This is a genomic window from Mesorhizobium sp. Root695 (assembly GCF_001428185.1).
Taxonomy (GTDB): Bacteria; Pseudomonadota; Alphaproteobacteria; order Rhizobiales; family Rhizobiaceae; genus Mesorhizobium.
The window spans coordinates 266,723-281,172 of record NZ_LMHO01000042.1 but is presented as its reverse complement, the minus strand read 5'-3'; the positions used below and the strand labels follow the sequence as shown (position 1 = coordinate 281,172).

At 61.6% G+C, this 14,450-nt stretch carries 13 protein-coding genes and 1 tRNA gene; 10 read left to right on the top strand and 4 right to left on the bottom strand.

Translation table 11 applies throughout. The annotated features are described in order from the left end of the window. Window positions 1-499: 499 nt before the first annotated feature. Window positions 500-1,651: a hypothetical protein gene (locus ASD99_RS26695; RefSeq protein WP_057145411.1), complete on the top strand. Its 1,152-nt coding sequence runs from the start codon at window positions 500-502 to the stop codon at window positions 1,649-1,651. Window positions 1,652-2,547: 896 nt separating this feature from the next. On the opposite strand, the gene ASD99_RS26690 is transcribed toward ASD99_RS26695, so the two are convergent. Further along, window positions 2,548-4,179, bottom strand: a complete 1,632-nt coding sequence (locus ASD99_RS26690; RefSeq protein WP_156389085.1) for a DUF6538 domain-containing protein — start codon at window positions 4,177-4,179, stop codon at window positions 2,548-2,550. A gap of 85 nt (window positions 4,180-4,264) precedes the next feature. Beyond that, a tRNA-Ser gene (locus ASD99_RS26685) sits at window positions 4,265-4,354 on the bottom strand. Between the two features lie 408 nt (window positions 4,355-4,762). On the opposite strand from ASD99_RS26685, the gene ASD99_RS26680 reads away from it, so the two are divergent. The 4 genes from ASD99_RS26680 (at window position 4,763) to ASD99_RS26665 (ending at window position 7,073) form a co-directional block, all read left to right on the top strand. Then, the gene (locus ASD99_RS26680; protein ID WP_056586210.1) at window positions 4,763-5,446 is read left to right on the top strand and encodes a 50S ribosomal protein L21; all 684 of its coding nucleotides are present in this window, start codon (window positions 4,763-4,765) and stop codon (window positions 5,444-5,446) included. Window positions 5,447-5,544: 98 nt separating this feature from the next. Further along, on the top strand, window positions 5,545-5,814 hold the full coding sequence (gene rpmA / locus ASD99_RS26675) for a 50S ribosomal protein L27 (protein WP_015315190.1): 270 nt from the start codon (window positions 5,545-5,547) through the stop codon (window positions 5,812-5,814). 119 nt (window positions 5,815-5,933) lie between these two features. Next, on the top strand, window positions 5,934-6,521 hold the full coding sequence (locus ASD99_RS26670; protein WP_056586213.1) for a GNAT family N-acetyltransferase: 588 nt from the start codon (window positions 5,934-5,936) through the stop codon (window positions 6,519-6,521). Window positions 6,522-6,542: 21 nt separating this feature from the next. Continuing rightward, window positions 6,543-7,073: a GNAT family N-acetyltransferase gene (locus ASD99_RS26665; RefSeq protein WP_056586216.1), complete on the top strand. Its 531-nt coding sequence runs from the start codon at window positions 6,543-6,545 to the stop codon at window positions 7,071-7,073. A 7-nt stretch (window positions 7,074-7,080) separates the two neighbouring features. On the opposite strand, the gene ASD99_RS26660 is transcribed toward ASD99_RS26665, so the two are convergent. Continuing rightward, window positions 7,081-7,950: an endonuclease/exonuclease/phosphatase family protein gene (locus ASD99_RS26660; RefSeq protein ID WP_057145409.1), complete on the bottom strand. Its 870-nt coding sequence runs from the start codon at window positions 7,948-7,950 to the stop codon at window positions 7,081-7,083. A gap of 134 nt (window positions 7,951-8,084) precedes the next feature. Between ASD99_RS26660 and obgE the strand changes: the two genes are divergently transcribed. From obgE to ASD99_RS26635, 5 genes are all read left to right on the top strand, one after another. Continuing rightward, on the top strand, window positions 8,085-9,116 hold the full coding sequence (obgE, locus tag ASD99_RS26655; protein ID WP_056586222.1) for a GTPase ObgE: 1,032 nt from the start codon (window positions 8,085-8,087) through the stop codon (window positions 9,114-9,116). A 4-nt stretch (window positions 9,117-9,120) separates the two neighbouring features. Further along, window positions 9,121-10,296 carry a glutamate 5-kinase gene (proB, locus tag ASD99_RS26650; protein WP_057145408.1) on the top strand — a complete coding sequence of 392 codons (1,176 nt, stop codon included), beginning with the start codon at window positions 9,121-9,123 and terminating at the stop codon, window positions 10,294-10,296. Between the two features lie 3 nt (window positions 10,297-10,299). Beyond that, window positions 10,300-11,586 (top strand): glutamate-5-semialdehyde dehydrogenase, encoded by a 1,287-nt coding sequence (locus tag ASD99_RS26645; RefSeq protein ID WP_057145407.1) that lies wholly within the window; start codon window positions 10,300-10,302, stop codon window positions 11,584-11,586. A gap of 72 nt (window positions 11,587-11,658) precedes the next feature. Next, window positions 11,659-12,246 (top strand): nicotinate-nucleotide adenylyltransferase, encoded by a 588-nt coding sequence (locus ASD99_RS26640; RefSeq protein ID WP_056586846.1) that lies wholly within the window; start codon window positions 11,659-11,661, stop codon window positions 12,244-12,246. Between the two features lie 68 nt (window positions 12,247-12,314). Then, window positions 12,315-13,595 (top strand): MFS transporter, encoded by a 1,281-nt coding sequence (locus tag ASD99_RS26635; protein WP_057145406.1) that lies wholly within the window; start codon window positions 12,315-12,317, stop codon window positions 13,593-13,595. Here the strand turns inward: ASD99_RS26635 and ASD99_RS26630 are convergent, their stop codons facing one another. Then, entirely contained in the window at window positions 13,596-14,447 is an 852-nt protein-coding gene (locus tag ASD99_RS26630; protein WP_057145405.1) for a mechanosensitive ion channel family protein, read from the bottom strand. Window positions 14,448-14,450: the final 3 nt, after the last annotated feature.

Below are 14,450 nucleotides of genomic sequence, written 5' to 3'. Positions count from 1 at the left end.
TCCGCCCGGCCAGACATGCGCGTCCAGCCAATCTTTCGAAACATCAACTCCACAAATAATCTTGTTCACGGTAACCTGCCTTGTGCGTACGGTTGGAACCAAGCGACTGTTCGGTCGTGCGTGATGAAGGCGAAGGTCCCAAGCTCTCCCGCGGCTGTAACCTCAGGTGGTACGGGCGACTTCGCCAAGCCAAGGTCCGGGCGGCCACCCGGACCTTGGCTCAATCGCTCTAATCCCACGAAATCTCTCTCGTGTAGATACAAGGTCTATCTCGTCGAACATGCGTCCTCGGGAGATTTGCGCGCGGCCAAACGGATATCGCAACTGCAATGGCTGAAATCCGCTGACGGTCGCCTGACCTGCGGGACGCCAGGATCCATCGCCCCCGAATTGTTCGCGGGCGGCAAGGCGTCGCCGCGAAGCGACATGTTCAGTTTTGGCGTGACGGGCAATTGGCGGCCCGGTCGCTGGCCATCGGCGCTATGTCCGGGAGACTAACATGACCGCTCAAGTGTCTGACAGAATTGAATTGGATGGCCGGTCATTTCCGCTTGAGGTGCTCCCCTTGGAGGTCCTCTTCCGACTTTCTCTACAGAGCCCAGAGTTCGTGCCCGGCAACTCTGCTAACTGGCGTGGGTACGTTGCTTCGTGGAAGATCGAAAATGATCAACTTTGGCTCACGAAATTGGACGGAGAGTATAGGTTGCCGGAGGCCAATCCGCGTGCCCAGACGTTTGACCAAGACGTGGGAAGAATTCGAAGCCATCAAGTACTCATAGATCGTCTCGACGCTCTGCCAGAGGGTCCTGCAGGCATTTATGAGGCGAGCGAGAGTTTCAACGGTGCATCGATTCCGGAAGACAACGGGTTCGTAGCTCGCAGTCCAGCGGAGAGGATTCCGATAGAGGAGATGCTTTCCTTCGCAACGAAGCCACGTTTCGCGCACTGGTACACCGGGCTTTTACGGATACCGCAGGGAGAAATGATCAAGTATGTGCATGGCGGTTTCTTCTCACTAAACGAATTTGACCTCATAATTGAGATATCTTCCGGTCGGGCGGGCAGGCGCTGGCTGCTTAATAACAAGCCAGCCGTCGACGCATGGGACGCACGGAAAGCGGAGCAGAAAAGGAAGGACAGTTCCATGCTGGCCTTTTCGTCGATGAACATGAATAGAGAGAAAGAGGAAGTGTACCTCTCAGCCCTTGTGAAGCCGCAGAATGCATCTCGGACTCGCCCAAAAGGAAGACATGGGCGTTTATTCTGGACTGCAAACCTTCTCCGCGAGAGCATCGATTACCTTCTGATCAGAAAATTCTCTGAACTGGCGAAAGGCTCGGAGGAATTGTCAAAGACGGATAGAGATTTCCGATTAGCATATGACACGGCATCGGACGCCGTCGAACGCGCATTCATGACAATATCGATGACACACAGCGCGCGTCGTAACGAAGACGAAAACATTGCCAACTCGGACGAGTACAGCGAGTGGATAACTGAGGATGAACGCCTCCGGAAAGCCTACGACGTGCCGAATGAAGAATCAAAGATGGTTTCTTGGGCAGTGGAAAATATCTCTTCAGCCAGGAAGTTGATTGAGGCGGGAGAATATGAGTTGTTAGGCGTTGCAATGGCCATTGTTTCTCAATGATAGATGGGTGAGTGGAATCGGACAGCAGCAGCCTTGATAGCCGGAAGAGGAAGAGTTGTACAAAGGCATCAACAGATTCCTTGGTCGCTTGGGGACGAAGGTTGCGGATTTCTGGATCTTCGTGCGTGGCAGCGCGCGCGAAAAGCGAGTTTCAAAGACTGCGAGGCCACCAGGACAATCCCGCGGGTCGGCTTCCTCCCGAGAGCCGGCCGCTCCGAGGCGACGCGCGAATATCAGCAGGATAGCCGTCGAGGAGGACCGTCCTCCGGCGACACCGTTTCTCATAGAACATCGGCTCGCATTGCGCATAGGCGAGAGCTCCAGAACGGGCCATGCTTTTGTACGAGAGAACGTTGAGCATATTCTGGCGCTACCTGACCTCGGCCACACCACGTGTGCAGAGATCGCCAGACACTTGAACCACATCAGCTCTCAGAAACCCCGATCCGGCGACTGGAACAGCATCTTGGTTTATCACTTCACACGCCACTACATGAGCGTTCGTCCGGTATTTGATCCTTAAGTCGGCCGTGCAATGCCGTTCAGCTTACCGTCATCAGACCATGGCCATATCGATTCCCGGACTTTTTCGGCGAGATCTCCGGATGCCTGAACAGAGGTCCTTGCTGTCGGCAAAGACGCGGGGTTACATACGCCGCCGGCATGGACCGTTCAATGATGGTCCAAGCGAGCAGACGCGCATGCGCCGCCGTTCCGGCAACTAACGATGTATCATCCGTCCGGCAGCTTATGGATGGCCGGCTGGATCCAGAATTCCTGACAATCATACGGCGGTTGGTCATTCTTGTGGTCAAGTCCTGGGCAACGCCAAATCCATCAGGTGCGACCTTCGTTGGATCACTTCAAAAAGCTTGCTCCGGCGGCAAGGAACCGCGTCATGCTGAGATCCTCACTTCGTCGTGCTCGGTGGGCTCGCTTTGTGGCTGGTCCGCCAGGCCGATTTCGAATCTTGGCAGCTTCGAAATCTCATGCAGCAGCACGTCCGGAGGGAAATCACCGTAGGCTTCGCCTTCCGTAGCCGGAATGTGCCCCTGCATATAATCACGGGTGCCCACGTCCATCTTCACTTTCCTGGCCACCGTCTTGAAGCGGTGTCGCCATGCGTGGTTGGGAAGGATGTCAGGGTCGTCGACGCCGAGCTCCCGAACCCATTTTGCAATCCGCTCACCGATCTTTTTGGATTGTGGATTCGCGTCTGAACCGCCACGTCGTCGCCGGGGATCATAGAACAGCGGACCGGAGCCCGATTTCTCGACAAAGCTTAGAAAGCCCTGCTCAATGAGGTGCGGATGGATCGCGACATAGCGCGCGTTTTCGTCCTTGGTCGAGCCGGCATCGGGCGTGATCCATACGAGCCAAACACCCTCGTCCTGCTTGATGTCGGCGCCCCGTAGCTGGCCGACTTCCCCAACGCGAGCCCCAAGATATGCACAGAGCCACGGAACCCATCTGCGCGCGGCGGCATGTTGCGCGGAAAACGTGCTCGGAAAGGTGTCGAGGGTAGCTTCCAGAATGATTTTGGCTTCAGAATCCTTGAAGCCCTGCTGCCGCGTTTTCTTTTTCTTGGAACCCTTGATGGAAATACCGTCGAGGGGATTGCTGACCATCTCTCCGTTCGACACTGCCCAGTTGCAGAGCGATCGAAGCGACGCGAGATAGGCGTCCTTTATGGTGTTGTTGTCCAGATCGGATTCGACCAGACGGGCTTTCCATGTGAGGCACCATTCGCGCGTGATGTCGGACAAGCGCGGATGTTCTTCTTGAATCCTGGCCATGATGGGACGCCATCTTTTGATGGTTCCGTGGGAGAGCTTCGACTCCTTTGCATACATGTCGAACACATCGAGCGGCGAACGTTGCCCGAGCAAAGGTTCGCCACTTGCGGTGGCTTGGCAGCTCATTTCCAACGAGGGGAACCGTGTCGCCTCCGGGTCCGCCCTGTAATCGCCGCCGGCATTCCTCATGATCTGTTCCCTTCCTTGCAAGATCGCCGCGTTGGCGGCTTGCTTGATACGAACAAGGCTTTCGTGATCGACGCGATAACCCTTCCGGTCCAGATAAGCCTGCACGATCTGCCCGTTGCGGTTCATCCGCATTTTTTCAAGAAACTCTTCGGTCTTTTCGGGTGCCATCCCCATCTTGAAAACGCGAACCTTCTCGGGTTTCAGGAAGGCCCAGTCCATCATGAGCTTGGTCACCCAGTCTGTGGGCTTGCCGGGATTGTCCTCGTGGGCCGCAACCAGTTCGCGATAAATTTCGCCGGCCATGGCGACAGCCTGTTTCTGGCTGACGGTGATGACGCCGCGCCGTAGCTGCGCCCAGCGCGCCTCGATCTCCGCAGCAATTCTTGCATGCGCGACCTTCGCGGAGGCCGGATCGCGCGTCTGCAGGCTGATCTTTTCCACCTTTTTGCCAACGACCTCCTGAAGGTCAGCCGGCACACGTTTGCGGAAGTAGATGACAGTGGAGTCAGGGCGCTTGTGAGGGCGATTCATTCTAAGGACCATGTGTACCGCCTTTGTGTACCAGTTGGGCGGTTACAAATCCTTTAAGCTCAATGGGTTGAGCAATTTCAGGTGCTTAGAAGGCGCGTGGCGGAGAGGGAGGGATTCGAACCCCCGATGGGCTTGCACCCATGCCGCATTTCGAGTGCGGTGCATTCGACCACTCTGCCACCTCTCCGCGGTCATGGTCGGCCGTTGCCGGCGCGGCGCACTAGATAACGGCTGAACGGGCAGGTTACAAGGCCAAATCCGTGAGTTATTTGGCCTGCCCGGCAAGCGGCGGATTCATGGCGGGTCTGGTGCAGGCAGACGCAGGCAAATTGCCGACCGGTCACGCATCGTCGTGCCAGAAGGCGGCAATGCTCCGGGCATGTCGACACGGCTGGGCCGTGCCCGGCAATGACAGTCTCGGCAATGGCGCGGCTGTTTGCCTTGACTCGCATCCAACCTTCGGCTAGGGACAGCGCGCAATCGGCGTGGAGGGTTCTTCCGCGCCGCTTGTTTTTTGAACCCGCAGACTGACAAAAAGACGGCTGAACCGCCAGAGGCGGTTCATCAAGGCCGACCGAACAGCGAAAGGCAAAAAATGTTCGCAGTCATTAAAACGGGTGGCAAGCAGTATCGCGTTGCCGCCAACGATCTCCTGAAGATCGAAAAAGTCGAAGCCAATGTCGGCGATATGGTCGAGATCGGCCATGTTCTCGCGCATGGCGAGGGCGAGAATGTCACGTTCGGCGCGCCGTTCGTCGACGGCGCGGTGGTCACCGCCGAAGTCGTCGAGCAGGGCAAGAACCGCACCGTCATCGCCTTCAAGAAGCGCCGTCGGCAGAATTCGCGCCGCAAGATCGGCCATCGCCAGCTTTTGACCACCGTGCGGATCTCCGAGATCCTGCTGGGGGGCGCCAAGCCGACAAAGACGGCAGCGGTCAAGGCACCTAAGAAGGAAGCCAAGGCGGAGGCCGCCACCGAAGCGAAGGCGGAAGCCGCGCCGAAGAAGGAGCCCAAGGCCAAGGCAGCCGAGACAAAGGCAGCCGAGACCGCGGCAGCGCCGCTGTTCAAGGCGCCCAAGGGCGAGCCAGACGACCTGACCGTAATCAAGGGCATCGGCCCGGTCGCAGCCAAGGATCTCAACGAGCAGGGCATCATCACCTTCGCCCAGCTCGCCAAGCTGACCGACAAGGATGTCGCCAAGATCGACGAGCACATGCCCTTCAGCGCCGACCAGATCAAGGACTGGCGCGAGCAGGCCAAGGAATTGGCGGCGAAGTAATTTTTCTGGCGATTGGGTCGCCGGATCGGACTTGAAACGGAACGCGAACGCGTTCATAAGGCCTTTTAGGCGCCTTGCGGCGCAACGGAGTTAGTTAGATGGCACACAAGAAAGCTGGCGGCTCGTCGCGCAACGGTCGCGACTCGCATTCCAAGCGTCTGGGCGTGAAGAAGTTCGGCGGCGAAGCCGTCATCCCGGGCAACATCATCATTCGTCAACGCGGCACCACGTGGCATCCCGGCGTCAATGTCGGCATGGGCACGGATCATACCCTTTTTGCGCTTGAGACCGGCGCCGTGACGTTCAACAAAAAAGCCAACGGCCGAACCTACGTATCGGTCAACCCGATTACCAAAGCCGCGGAGTAGCCGGTTCCGCACTAGAACACCGGCGCCCATCTCGGGAACCGGTGTCTGGCAAAGCCAGGAAAAGGATCAGGGGAGATGGGTTTCCATCTCCCCTTTTTCTTGTGCCTGGAGGACTTCAAATGGTTGCCGAAGCGGAAGACTCAGAAGACGAAAGTTACGCGATAGACTGCCCGGAGCTGGTCACCGAGCGGCTGGTGATGCGGGCGCCCCACGAAGGGGATATAGCGCAACTGGTCGAGCTAGCCGACAACCGCCATATCGCTGAAATGCTGGCACGCATGCCGCACCCCTATGGTGAGGCCGAGGCGCGTGCCTTCCTCGCCATGACCAAGTCGCGCCACGCAGGCATCGCCTATGCCCTGACGCTGGCCGGCACCGACACTTTCGTCGGTTGCGCGGGTCTCAACACCACCGATCGCGGGCTGGAGCTCGGCTATTGGATCGGCGAGCCCTACTGGAAGAAGGGCTATGCGACCGAAGCAGCCCATGCGCTGGTCGATCTCGCCTTCCAGAGGACGTCGATCCAGGTGCTGCATGCCTCGACGCGGGTCATCAATCCGGCCTCGCGCCGCGTCATCCACAAATGTGGGTTCCAGTATGCCGGCCAGGGCATGCTGAACTCGATCGTCGCCGGCCAGGTGCCGGTCGAGCGCTACCGGCTCGACAGGAAGACGTGGACCAGCTTGCGGAACTGGGTGCATTTTTGATGGATGACGACGGTCAGGCCAATGGTCGACAGCAGCGATATTGAAACGGCCGCGATCGCGCCGATGACGCCTGCGGATGTCGAAAGCTTTCATCGCGCGCTCGATGTCGTAGCGCGTGAGCGAAAGTACTTGTCCTTCCTCGAGGTGCCACCGCTGGATCAAACGCGAAGTTTCGCAATGGACCGTATCGGTAGAGGCGATCCGGGGTTCGTGGCCGTTGTTCGTGGCGAGGTCGTCGGCTGGTGCGACATCTCACGCCATGATCGGCTCATCCATGCTCATCGCGGCACCCTCGGAATGGGGATCATTCCTTCCTATCGGGGGCGTGGCCTCGGACTGCGGCTCATCAATGCGACTTTGGCGCAAGCACGCAAGACCGGCTTTGTCCGCGTCGAGCTTTCCGTGCATTCCGACAATGCTCGCGCCATCTCTCTCTACGACAAGGTCGGGTTTGTCAGGGAGGGCGTGCAGCGTGACGCCGTCCATATCGACGGGGAATATCGCGATGCGATCATGATGGCGATCGTCGAACGTGAAAACGCCGTCGGATGACTGGCCATCAACCCATTTCGACCCAGACCGGCAGGTGATCCGAACCGACTGCCTTTCGGTCGACCCACAGGCGCTGCAGGGATTTGGCAAGCGAAGCGCTGGTGAAGATGTAGTCGATGCGCTTGTGGCGGTTGGGGTCAGTGGGTTGCTTGGGATCAACCCAACTGACGAGATCGTCGCCGGCGGCGTTCAGGCGCAAGGCGGCATCGACGGCAAAGTCGGCGGTCAGCGGCATGCCAAATTCGTGGTCCGGCCGGCCGGCGAGTTCGACATATTCGGGCGATCCGGCCAGCATGTTGAAATCGCCCATGCCGACAAAGGCTTCGGGATGCGGCAATTCCGGCAGGCCGATCTCGGCGACGCCGGACAGCGCGCCGCCTTCGAGCGCATAGTTCAGCATGCGTTGACGCAGGAACTGGATCTGGCTGGCGCGCTCGACAGGGCTGCGGTGATCGAGATGGATGGAATAGAAGCGGATGAAACCAAGCGGCGTCTCGATCAGCGCTTCCAGCGCGCCACGCTGGAAGTTCATCATCTCGAAGCTGCGGCTGCGCGGCAAAAGCAGGTTGCGCGACAGAAGAATGGGGGTCTTCGACAGCACCATGTTGCCGAGCTGGAAGGTTTTCGTGATGGCGCGGCCGTTCTCGACCTGGGAGCCAATATTGGCTTCGAAATTGCTGCCATAGACGGCGAAATAATCGGGCAGCGCCTCGCCGATCTCGGCGACCATGTCGCGGCCGCCGTTCCTGGGATTGTTGCGGGTCACCTCCTGCAGAGCGACCACGTCGGCGCCGCGCACGGCGTCGGTGATGCGCCCGACATCATACTGTCCGTCGAGACCGATGCCGTACTGGATGTTGTAGGTTACAAGCTTCATTCCGGCATCTTTCCGGCCAATCTCAAAGGGCCATTGTCATAAAACGGCCTCGCCCTTCGCCGCGCCTTGGTTTAGAGCAAAGCCCAAGGTTTAGAGCAATGCCGCAAGGCCACTAGTAGAAACTGTACAATCCCATGAAATTTCTCGATCAGGCCAAGGTCTACATACGCTCCGGTGACGGCGGCGCCGGTTCGGTGTCGTTCCGGCGCGAAAAATTCATCGAGTTCGGCGGGCCGGACGGCGGCGATGGAGGTCGTGGCGGCGATGTCTGGCTGGAGGCGGTCGACGGGCTGAACACGCTGATCGACTATCGCTACCAGCAGCATTTCAAGGCCAAGACGGGCGTCCACGGCATGGGCCGCAACATGACCGGCGCCAAGGGCGCCGATGTCACGCTGAAAGTGCCGGCGGGAACGCAGGTATTCCAAGAAGACAACGAGACGCTGATCTGCGACCTGACCGTGGTCGGCCAGCGCTTTCTCCTGGCCAAGGGCGGCAATGGCGGCTTCGGCAACCAGCATTTCAAGACCTCGACCAACCAGGCGCCGCGTCGCGCCAACCCCGGCCTGCCAGGCGAAGAGCTCAACATCTGGCTGCGGCTGAAGCTGATTGCAGATGCCGGGCTGGTCGGGCTGCCCAATGCCGGCAAGTCGACATTCCTCGCCGCCGTCACCGCGGCCAAGCCGAAGATCGCCGATTATCCGTTCACGACGCTGCATCCCGGTCTCGGCGTTGCCCGCATCGACGCGCGCGAATTCGTCATCGCCGACATTCCGGGCCTCATCGAAGGCGCGCATGAGGGCGTCGGCATCGGCGACCGCTTCCTTGGCCATGTCGAGCGCACGCGCGTGCTGCTGCATCTGGTTTCGGCGCAGGAGGAAAATCCGGGCAAGGCGTACAAGACCGTGCGCGCCGAACTCGAGGCCTATGGCCACGGCCTGACCGACAAGGTCGAGATCGTGGCACTTTCCCAGGTCGACACGCTCGATGCCGATCAACGCAAGAAGAAGGCCGCCTCGCTGAAGCGCGCCGCCGGACGCGCGCCGATGCTGTTGTCGGCGGTCACCGGCGAAGGCGTCGAGGCGGTGCTGCGGGCGCTGATGTCTGTCGTGGCCGAGGCGCGGGCGCAGATCGCGGCGCCGGTCGAGACACGCTGGGACAGATAGGACGATGCAGTCGCTGAAAAAATATCGGCGCATTACCGTCAAGATCGGCTCGGCGCTGCTTGTCGACCGCACGACGGGCCTGAACCGCGACTGGCTGGCCTCGCTCGCCGACGACATTGCCGTGCTGGCCCAGGGCGGCGCTGAGATCCTCGTCGTCTCGTCCGGCGCCATCGCACTTGGCCGCACCATCCTTGGCCTCGGCAAGCGGGCCTTGAAGCTCGAGGAGAGCCAGGCCGCGGCAGCCGTCGGGCAGATCGCATTGGCCGGGGCCTGGTCGGATGCGCTCGGCAAGGGCAGCCTGAAATCGGGCCAGATCCTGCTGACGCTCGGCGACACGGAGGAGCGCCGACGCTACCTCAATGCGCGGGCGACGATCTCGACGCTGCTCAAGATGAAGGCGGTGCCGGTCATCAACGAGAACGACACGGTGGCGACTTCGGAAATCCGCTATGGCGACAATGACCGGCTGGCGGCGCGCGTCGCCACCATGATGGGCGCCGACCTTTTGGTGCTGCTCTCCGACATTGACGGGCTCTACACGGCGCCGCCGGCGCGGGACCCTGATGCAAAGTTCATTCCGGTGGTCGATCGGATCACGCCTGATATCGAGGCGATGGCGGGCGCCGCTGCTTCGGAACTTTCGCGCGGCGGCATGCGCACCAAGCTCGATGCCGGCAAGATCGCCACCGCTGCCGGCACCGCGATGATCATCACGTCGGGCACGCGGCTGTCGCCGCTGATGGCGATCGAACGCGGCGAACGCGCTACCTTCTTTCGGCCGAGCAGCAACCCGGTCAAGGGCTACAAGACCTGGATCGCGGGCCAGCTCGAACCTGCCGGCCGGCTGACGGTCGATGCCGGCGCCATTGGTGCGCTTCTATCGGGCAAGTCGCTGCTGCCGGCCGGCGTCAAGCTGGTCAGCGGCAATTTCTCGCGCGGCGACACGGTGGCGATCCTGTCGCCCGAGGGCCGCGAGATCGCGCGCGGGCTGGTTGCCTATGATGCCGCCGATGCCGTAAGGATCGCAGGCCTGAAGACGGCCGAGATCGAAACCGTGCTTGGCTACGAGGCGCGTTCGGCGATGATCCACCGCGACGACCTTGTGGTGAGTCATTCCAGCGATCAAGTACGGGCCAGCGACCAAGTAGGGGCGGGTGACCAAGCAACCAGCGGAGGATGAGCCATGCTGAAACTGCATGAAAAATCCGGGGATGACACCGTGGCAACGATGGCCGATATCGGCCGCCGCGCCCGCGCTGCCGCCCGGCCGCTGGCCATTGCCACGACCGCCGCCAAGAACGCCGCACTCCTCGCCATGGCCAAGGCGATCGTCGCGCGTGAGCGGGACATCCTCGACGCCAACGCCATCGACGTCTCGAATGGTCAGGAATCCGGTCTTTCCGCCTCCTTGATGGACCGGCTGAAGCTCGATCCGGTGCGCATCCGTGCCATGGCCGAAGGCATCAGGGAGATCGCCGCGCTGCGCGATCCGGTCGGCGATGTCATCGCGCAATGGGACAGGCCAAACGGCCTGCATATCGAGCGCGTGCGCACGCCGCTTGGCGTCGTCGGCGTCATCTATGAGAGCCGTCCGAACGTCACGGCCGATGCCGGCGCGCTGTGCCTCAAGGCCGGCAATCCGGTGATCCTGCGCGGCGGCTCGGATTCGCTCAATTCTTCGGCCGCCATCCATGCCTGCCTGGTCGAAGGGCTGCAGGAAACCGGCCTGCCGGGAGACGCCATCCAGCTGGTGCCGACCACCGATCGCGCTGCCGTCGGCGAGATGCTGAAGGGCTTAAGCGGTACGCTCGACGTCATCATCCCACGCGGTGGCAAAAGCCTTGTCGGGCGGGTGCAGAACGAGGCGCGGGTGCCGGTCTTCGCGCATCTCGAAGGCATCTGCCATCTCTACATCGACCGCTCGGCCGATCTCGACATGGCGGTGCGGATTGCGGTCAACGCCAAGATGCGGCGCACCGGCGTCTGCGGCGCCGCCGAGACGCTGCTGGTCGACCGGGCGGTTGCCTCCACGCATCTGGTGCCGATCCTGGACGCACTTCGCGCCGATGGCTGCGAAATCCATGCCGATGCCGAAGTGCTGAAAGTGTTTTTCGACGCCAGGCCGGCGACCGATGCCGACTGGGTGACCGAATATCTCGATGCCATCATCGCGGTGAAGCTGGTCGATGGTGTCGGTGGTGCGATCGAACACATCGAGACGTTTTCCTCGCATCACACCGAGGCGATCGTCGCCGAGGATGCGCATGCGGTCGAGCGGTTCTTCAACGAGATCGATTCGGCGATCCTGCTGCACAACGCCTCGACGCAGTTCGCCGATGGCGGCGAGTTCGGCATGGGCGCCGAGATCGGCATCGCCACCGGCAAGATGCATGCGCGCGGACCGGTCGGCGTCGAGCAACTGACTTCGTTCAAATACCGCGTGCGCGGATCGGGACAGGTGAGGCCTTGAAGCCGTTCGTCGTTAGAGCCTGAGGCCATGCTGGCATCTTCCGAACCGGCGGTACCCTCCCGTTACCTGAAGATGCCACATGCCGAGAAAGGGCTGGCCGTTGGTCTGTTCGGCGGCTCGTTCAATCCGCCGCATGCCGGCCACGCGCTGGTTGCCGAGATTGCGCTGCGACGCCTGGCGCTTGATCAACTGTGGTGGATGGTGACGCCGGGCAATCCGCTGAAGAGCACCAGGGAATTGGCGCCGCTCAGCGAGCGGCTGCACCTGTCCGAGCAGATCGCCAAGAACCCGAAGATCAAGGTCACCGCCTTCGAGGCGGCCCACCACGTCCGCTACACTGCCGACGCGCTGGCGCTGGTCAAGACGCGCAATCCCGGTGTCGACTTCGTCTGGATCATGGGTGCGGATAGTTTGCGCGATTTCCATCACTGGCAGCGCTGGCGCGAGATCGTCATGACCTTCCCGATCGCCGTCATCGACCGTCCGGGCGCGACGCTGTCGTTCCTGTCGTCGGTCGTCGCCAAGACCTTCGACTATGCCCGCGTCGACGAGGGCGATGCGCCGCGGCTTGCCCGCATGAAGGCGCCGGCCTGGACTTTCATCCACGGCCCGCGTTCGTCGCTGTCGTCGAGCGCGATCCGCAAGCTGGCAAAGGGGTGAGCCCACTCGCCTGGCCATGTCGCTTTTATCGCTCCCTTTGCCCGTTTCATGGGCAATCCTGAGCAGGCATGTCGATTCCCAGGAAAAACCGCGGCGAAGCCGAGCCTACGCCGCTGATCGCGATTGCCAGCGTCATCGTGTCGATGGCGCTGATCGCCGTCGGCAACGGGCTGATGTTTGCCTATATCCCGGTGCGGCTCGGCGCCGAGGGTTTTGATCCGACCTGGGCCGGGCTGATCATCACCGGACTTTCGGCCGGCGGCCTCGCCGGCTGCATTCTGACCGGCCCGCTGGTGCGAAGGGTTGGCCATGCCCGCGCGTTCATGGTGCTGTCGGCGCTGATCGCGCTGGCCAATGCCGCTGTCGGCGCAGGAGTCCATCCGCTGCTGTGGATCGCCGCCCGCTCACTCTACGGCTTTGCTATCGTGGGCCTGTTCATCGTTGCGCAGAGCTGGCTCAACGATGCCGTTGCCAATGCCATTCGCGGCCGGGTGATGGCGTTCTTCTACGTTGCTTATGTCGCCGGGCTCGGCGTCGGCTACGCGACGCTGGCGCTGGTCGACATCAGGACGGCGGATGCGCCGCTGATCGGTATCGTCTTCACGGCGCTGTCGATCCTTCCCGTGGGGATGACGCGGCTGGCCCAGCCGCCGGCACCGCAGGCGGCCTCGGTGGCGCTGCGCCGGGCCTGGCGGATTTCGCCGGTCGGGGTTGCCGGTATGCTGGCGGTTGGCGGCCTGTCGATGTCGATTGCGGGTTTCGCGCCGATCCACGCCACGGCCAAGGGCTACAGCCAGGCTGACGTGGCGCTGCTGCTTTCGGCGATGCCGGTCGGCACGCTGATCCTGCAGATCCCGCTTGGCTGGATTTCCGACCGCACCGACCGCCGCTATGTGCTGATCGCCGCATCCGCGCTCGCCATGGTCGCCGGCCTGTTTGCGCTCGGTTTCGACGGCGGCGCGCTGGCGGCGCTGGTGGTCATCTATATCGTGTGGGACGGCGCCTCGGAATCGATCTATTCGCTGGCCAGCGCGCATGCCGCCGATCGTGCCGGCAAGGACGACATGGTGGCGCTGTCCAGTTCGCTGCTGTTTGCCTGGTCGCTGTCGGGCTTCGTCGTGCCCGGCATCGTAACGGCGCTTTCGGCCGTCTTTGGCACGCAGGCGTTCATCTATGTGGCGATCCTCATCGCCGCAGCCTTCTGCCTGTTCGTACTTCTGCGCGTGTTCACGACGCAGGCTGTTCCTGCCGCGGAAACCGGCAGTTTCGCACCGATGACGGCGCAGGCGCCGCTGCCGGTGGAGCTTGCTTTCGCGCCGGACGAGCAGGACCGGCACAGAGCCAGCTGATTATTGCCGGCGGGCTTCCGGTTGCGGCGCTTCCGGCGGCGGCAATGGGATGGAGATGTCTTCCGAGTCGAATTCCTGCTTGGCGTGCTTGGTGAGATCGGTCTGGGTGGCGAAGAAATCCGCCGACGATGTCCAGTAGCACAAGGCAATTGAAACGGTGCTTTCGCCCCAAGTCGCGACGAAAGCGATCGGTCCCGGCTCACGCTTCAGCCGCCGCTCGGCGGCGGCAATGGCAAGCAAAGTCTTCTGGGCGCGGTCGATGTCGTTCCATGACCCGATGTTGAGCGCGATGTCGCTGCGGCGCACGCCGTTGCGCGAGAAGTTGCGCACCGGCTGGTTCCACAGCGTCGAATTGGGCGCCAGGATGTAGACGCGGTCGGCGCTCCTGAGCTTGGTCGCGAACAGGCCGATCTCCTCGATCGAGCCGGCAATCGAACCGACCTCGACGGACTCGCCGATGCGAAATGGCCGCAGCGCCAGAAGCATGACACCGGCGGCAATGTTCTGCAGCGTGCCTTGCAGCGCCAGGCCGATGGCAAGGCCAATGGCGCCGATTGCGGCGATGATCGACGCCGTCTGCACGCCGAATTGGCCGAGCACCATGATGGTGACGAGGATCAGGATGGCGTAGCGGACGATCTTGGAGAAGAAATGCCGCAACGTCGCGTCGAAACCATGGATATGGCCGAGGCCAGCGAAGATCGAACGCTCGGCAAGGCCGGCGATGATGTAGCCGACAACCAAGAGGATGACGGCACCGATGGCCGAGAAAGAGTAGGAAACGATCAGCGTGCTCAACTGCGCGAGGCCGGCCCGGACGGTGAGGAGGGCGTTTTGCGGGTCGATCGCCATGAC

Bases quoted from the DNA above. Each gene is read 5' to 3' on its own strand.
- ASD99_RS26695 (WP_057145411.1), top strand. From the start codon at position 500: ATGACCGCTCAAGTGTCTGACAGAATTGAATTGGATGGCCGGTCATTT.
- ASD99_RS26690 (WP_156389085.1), bottom strand. From the start codon at position 4,179: ATGGTCCTTAGAATGAATCGCCCTCACAAGCGCCCTGACTCCACTGTC.
- ASD99_RS26680 (WP_056586210.1), top strand. From the start codon at position 4,763: ATGTTCGCAGTCATTAAAACGGGTGGCAAGCAGTATCGCGTTGCCGCC.
- rpmA (WP_015315190.1), top strand. From the start codon at position 5,545: ATGGCACACAAGAAAGCTGGCGGCTCGTCGCGCAACGGTCGCGACTCG.
- ASD99_RS26670 (WP_056586213.1), top strand. From the start codon at position 5,934: ATGGTTGCCGAAGCGGAAGACTCAGAAGACGAAAGTTACGCGATAGAC.
- ASD99_RS26665 (WP_056586216.1), top strand. From the start codon at position 6,543: ATGGTCGACAGCAGCGATATTGAAACGGCCGCGATCGCGCCGATGACG.
- ASD99_RS26660 (WP_057145409.1), bottom strand. From the start codon at position 7,950: ATGAAGCTTGTAACCTACAACATCCAGTACGGCATCGGTCTCGACGGA.
- obgE (WP_056586222.1), top strand. From the start codon at position 8,085: ATGAAATTTCTCGATCAGGCCAAGGTCTACATACGCTCCGGTGACGGC.
- proB (WP_057145408.1), top strand. From the start codon at position 9,121: ATGCAGTCGCTGAAAAAATATCGGCGCATTACCGTCAAGATCGGCTCG.
- ASD99_RS26645 (WP_057145407.1), top strand. From the start codon at position 10,300: ATGCTGAAACTGCATGAAAAATCCGGGGATGACACCGTGGCAACGATG.
- ASD99_RS26640 (WP_056586846.1), top strand. From the start codon at position 11,659: ATGCCACATGCCGAGAAAGGGCTGGCCGTTGGTCTGTTCGGCGGCTCG.
- ASD99_RS26635 (WP_057145406.1), top strand. From the start codon at position 12,315: ATGTCGATTCCCAGGAAAAACCGCGGCGAAGCCGAGCCTACGCCGCTG.
- ASD99_RS26630 (WP_057145405.1), bottom strand. From the start codon at position 14,447: ATGGCGATCGACCCGCAAAACGCCCTCCTCACCGTCCGGGCCGGCCTC.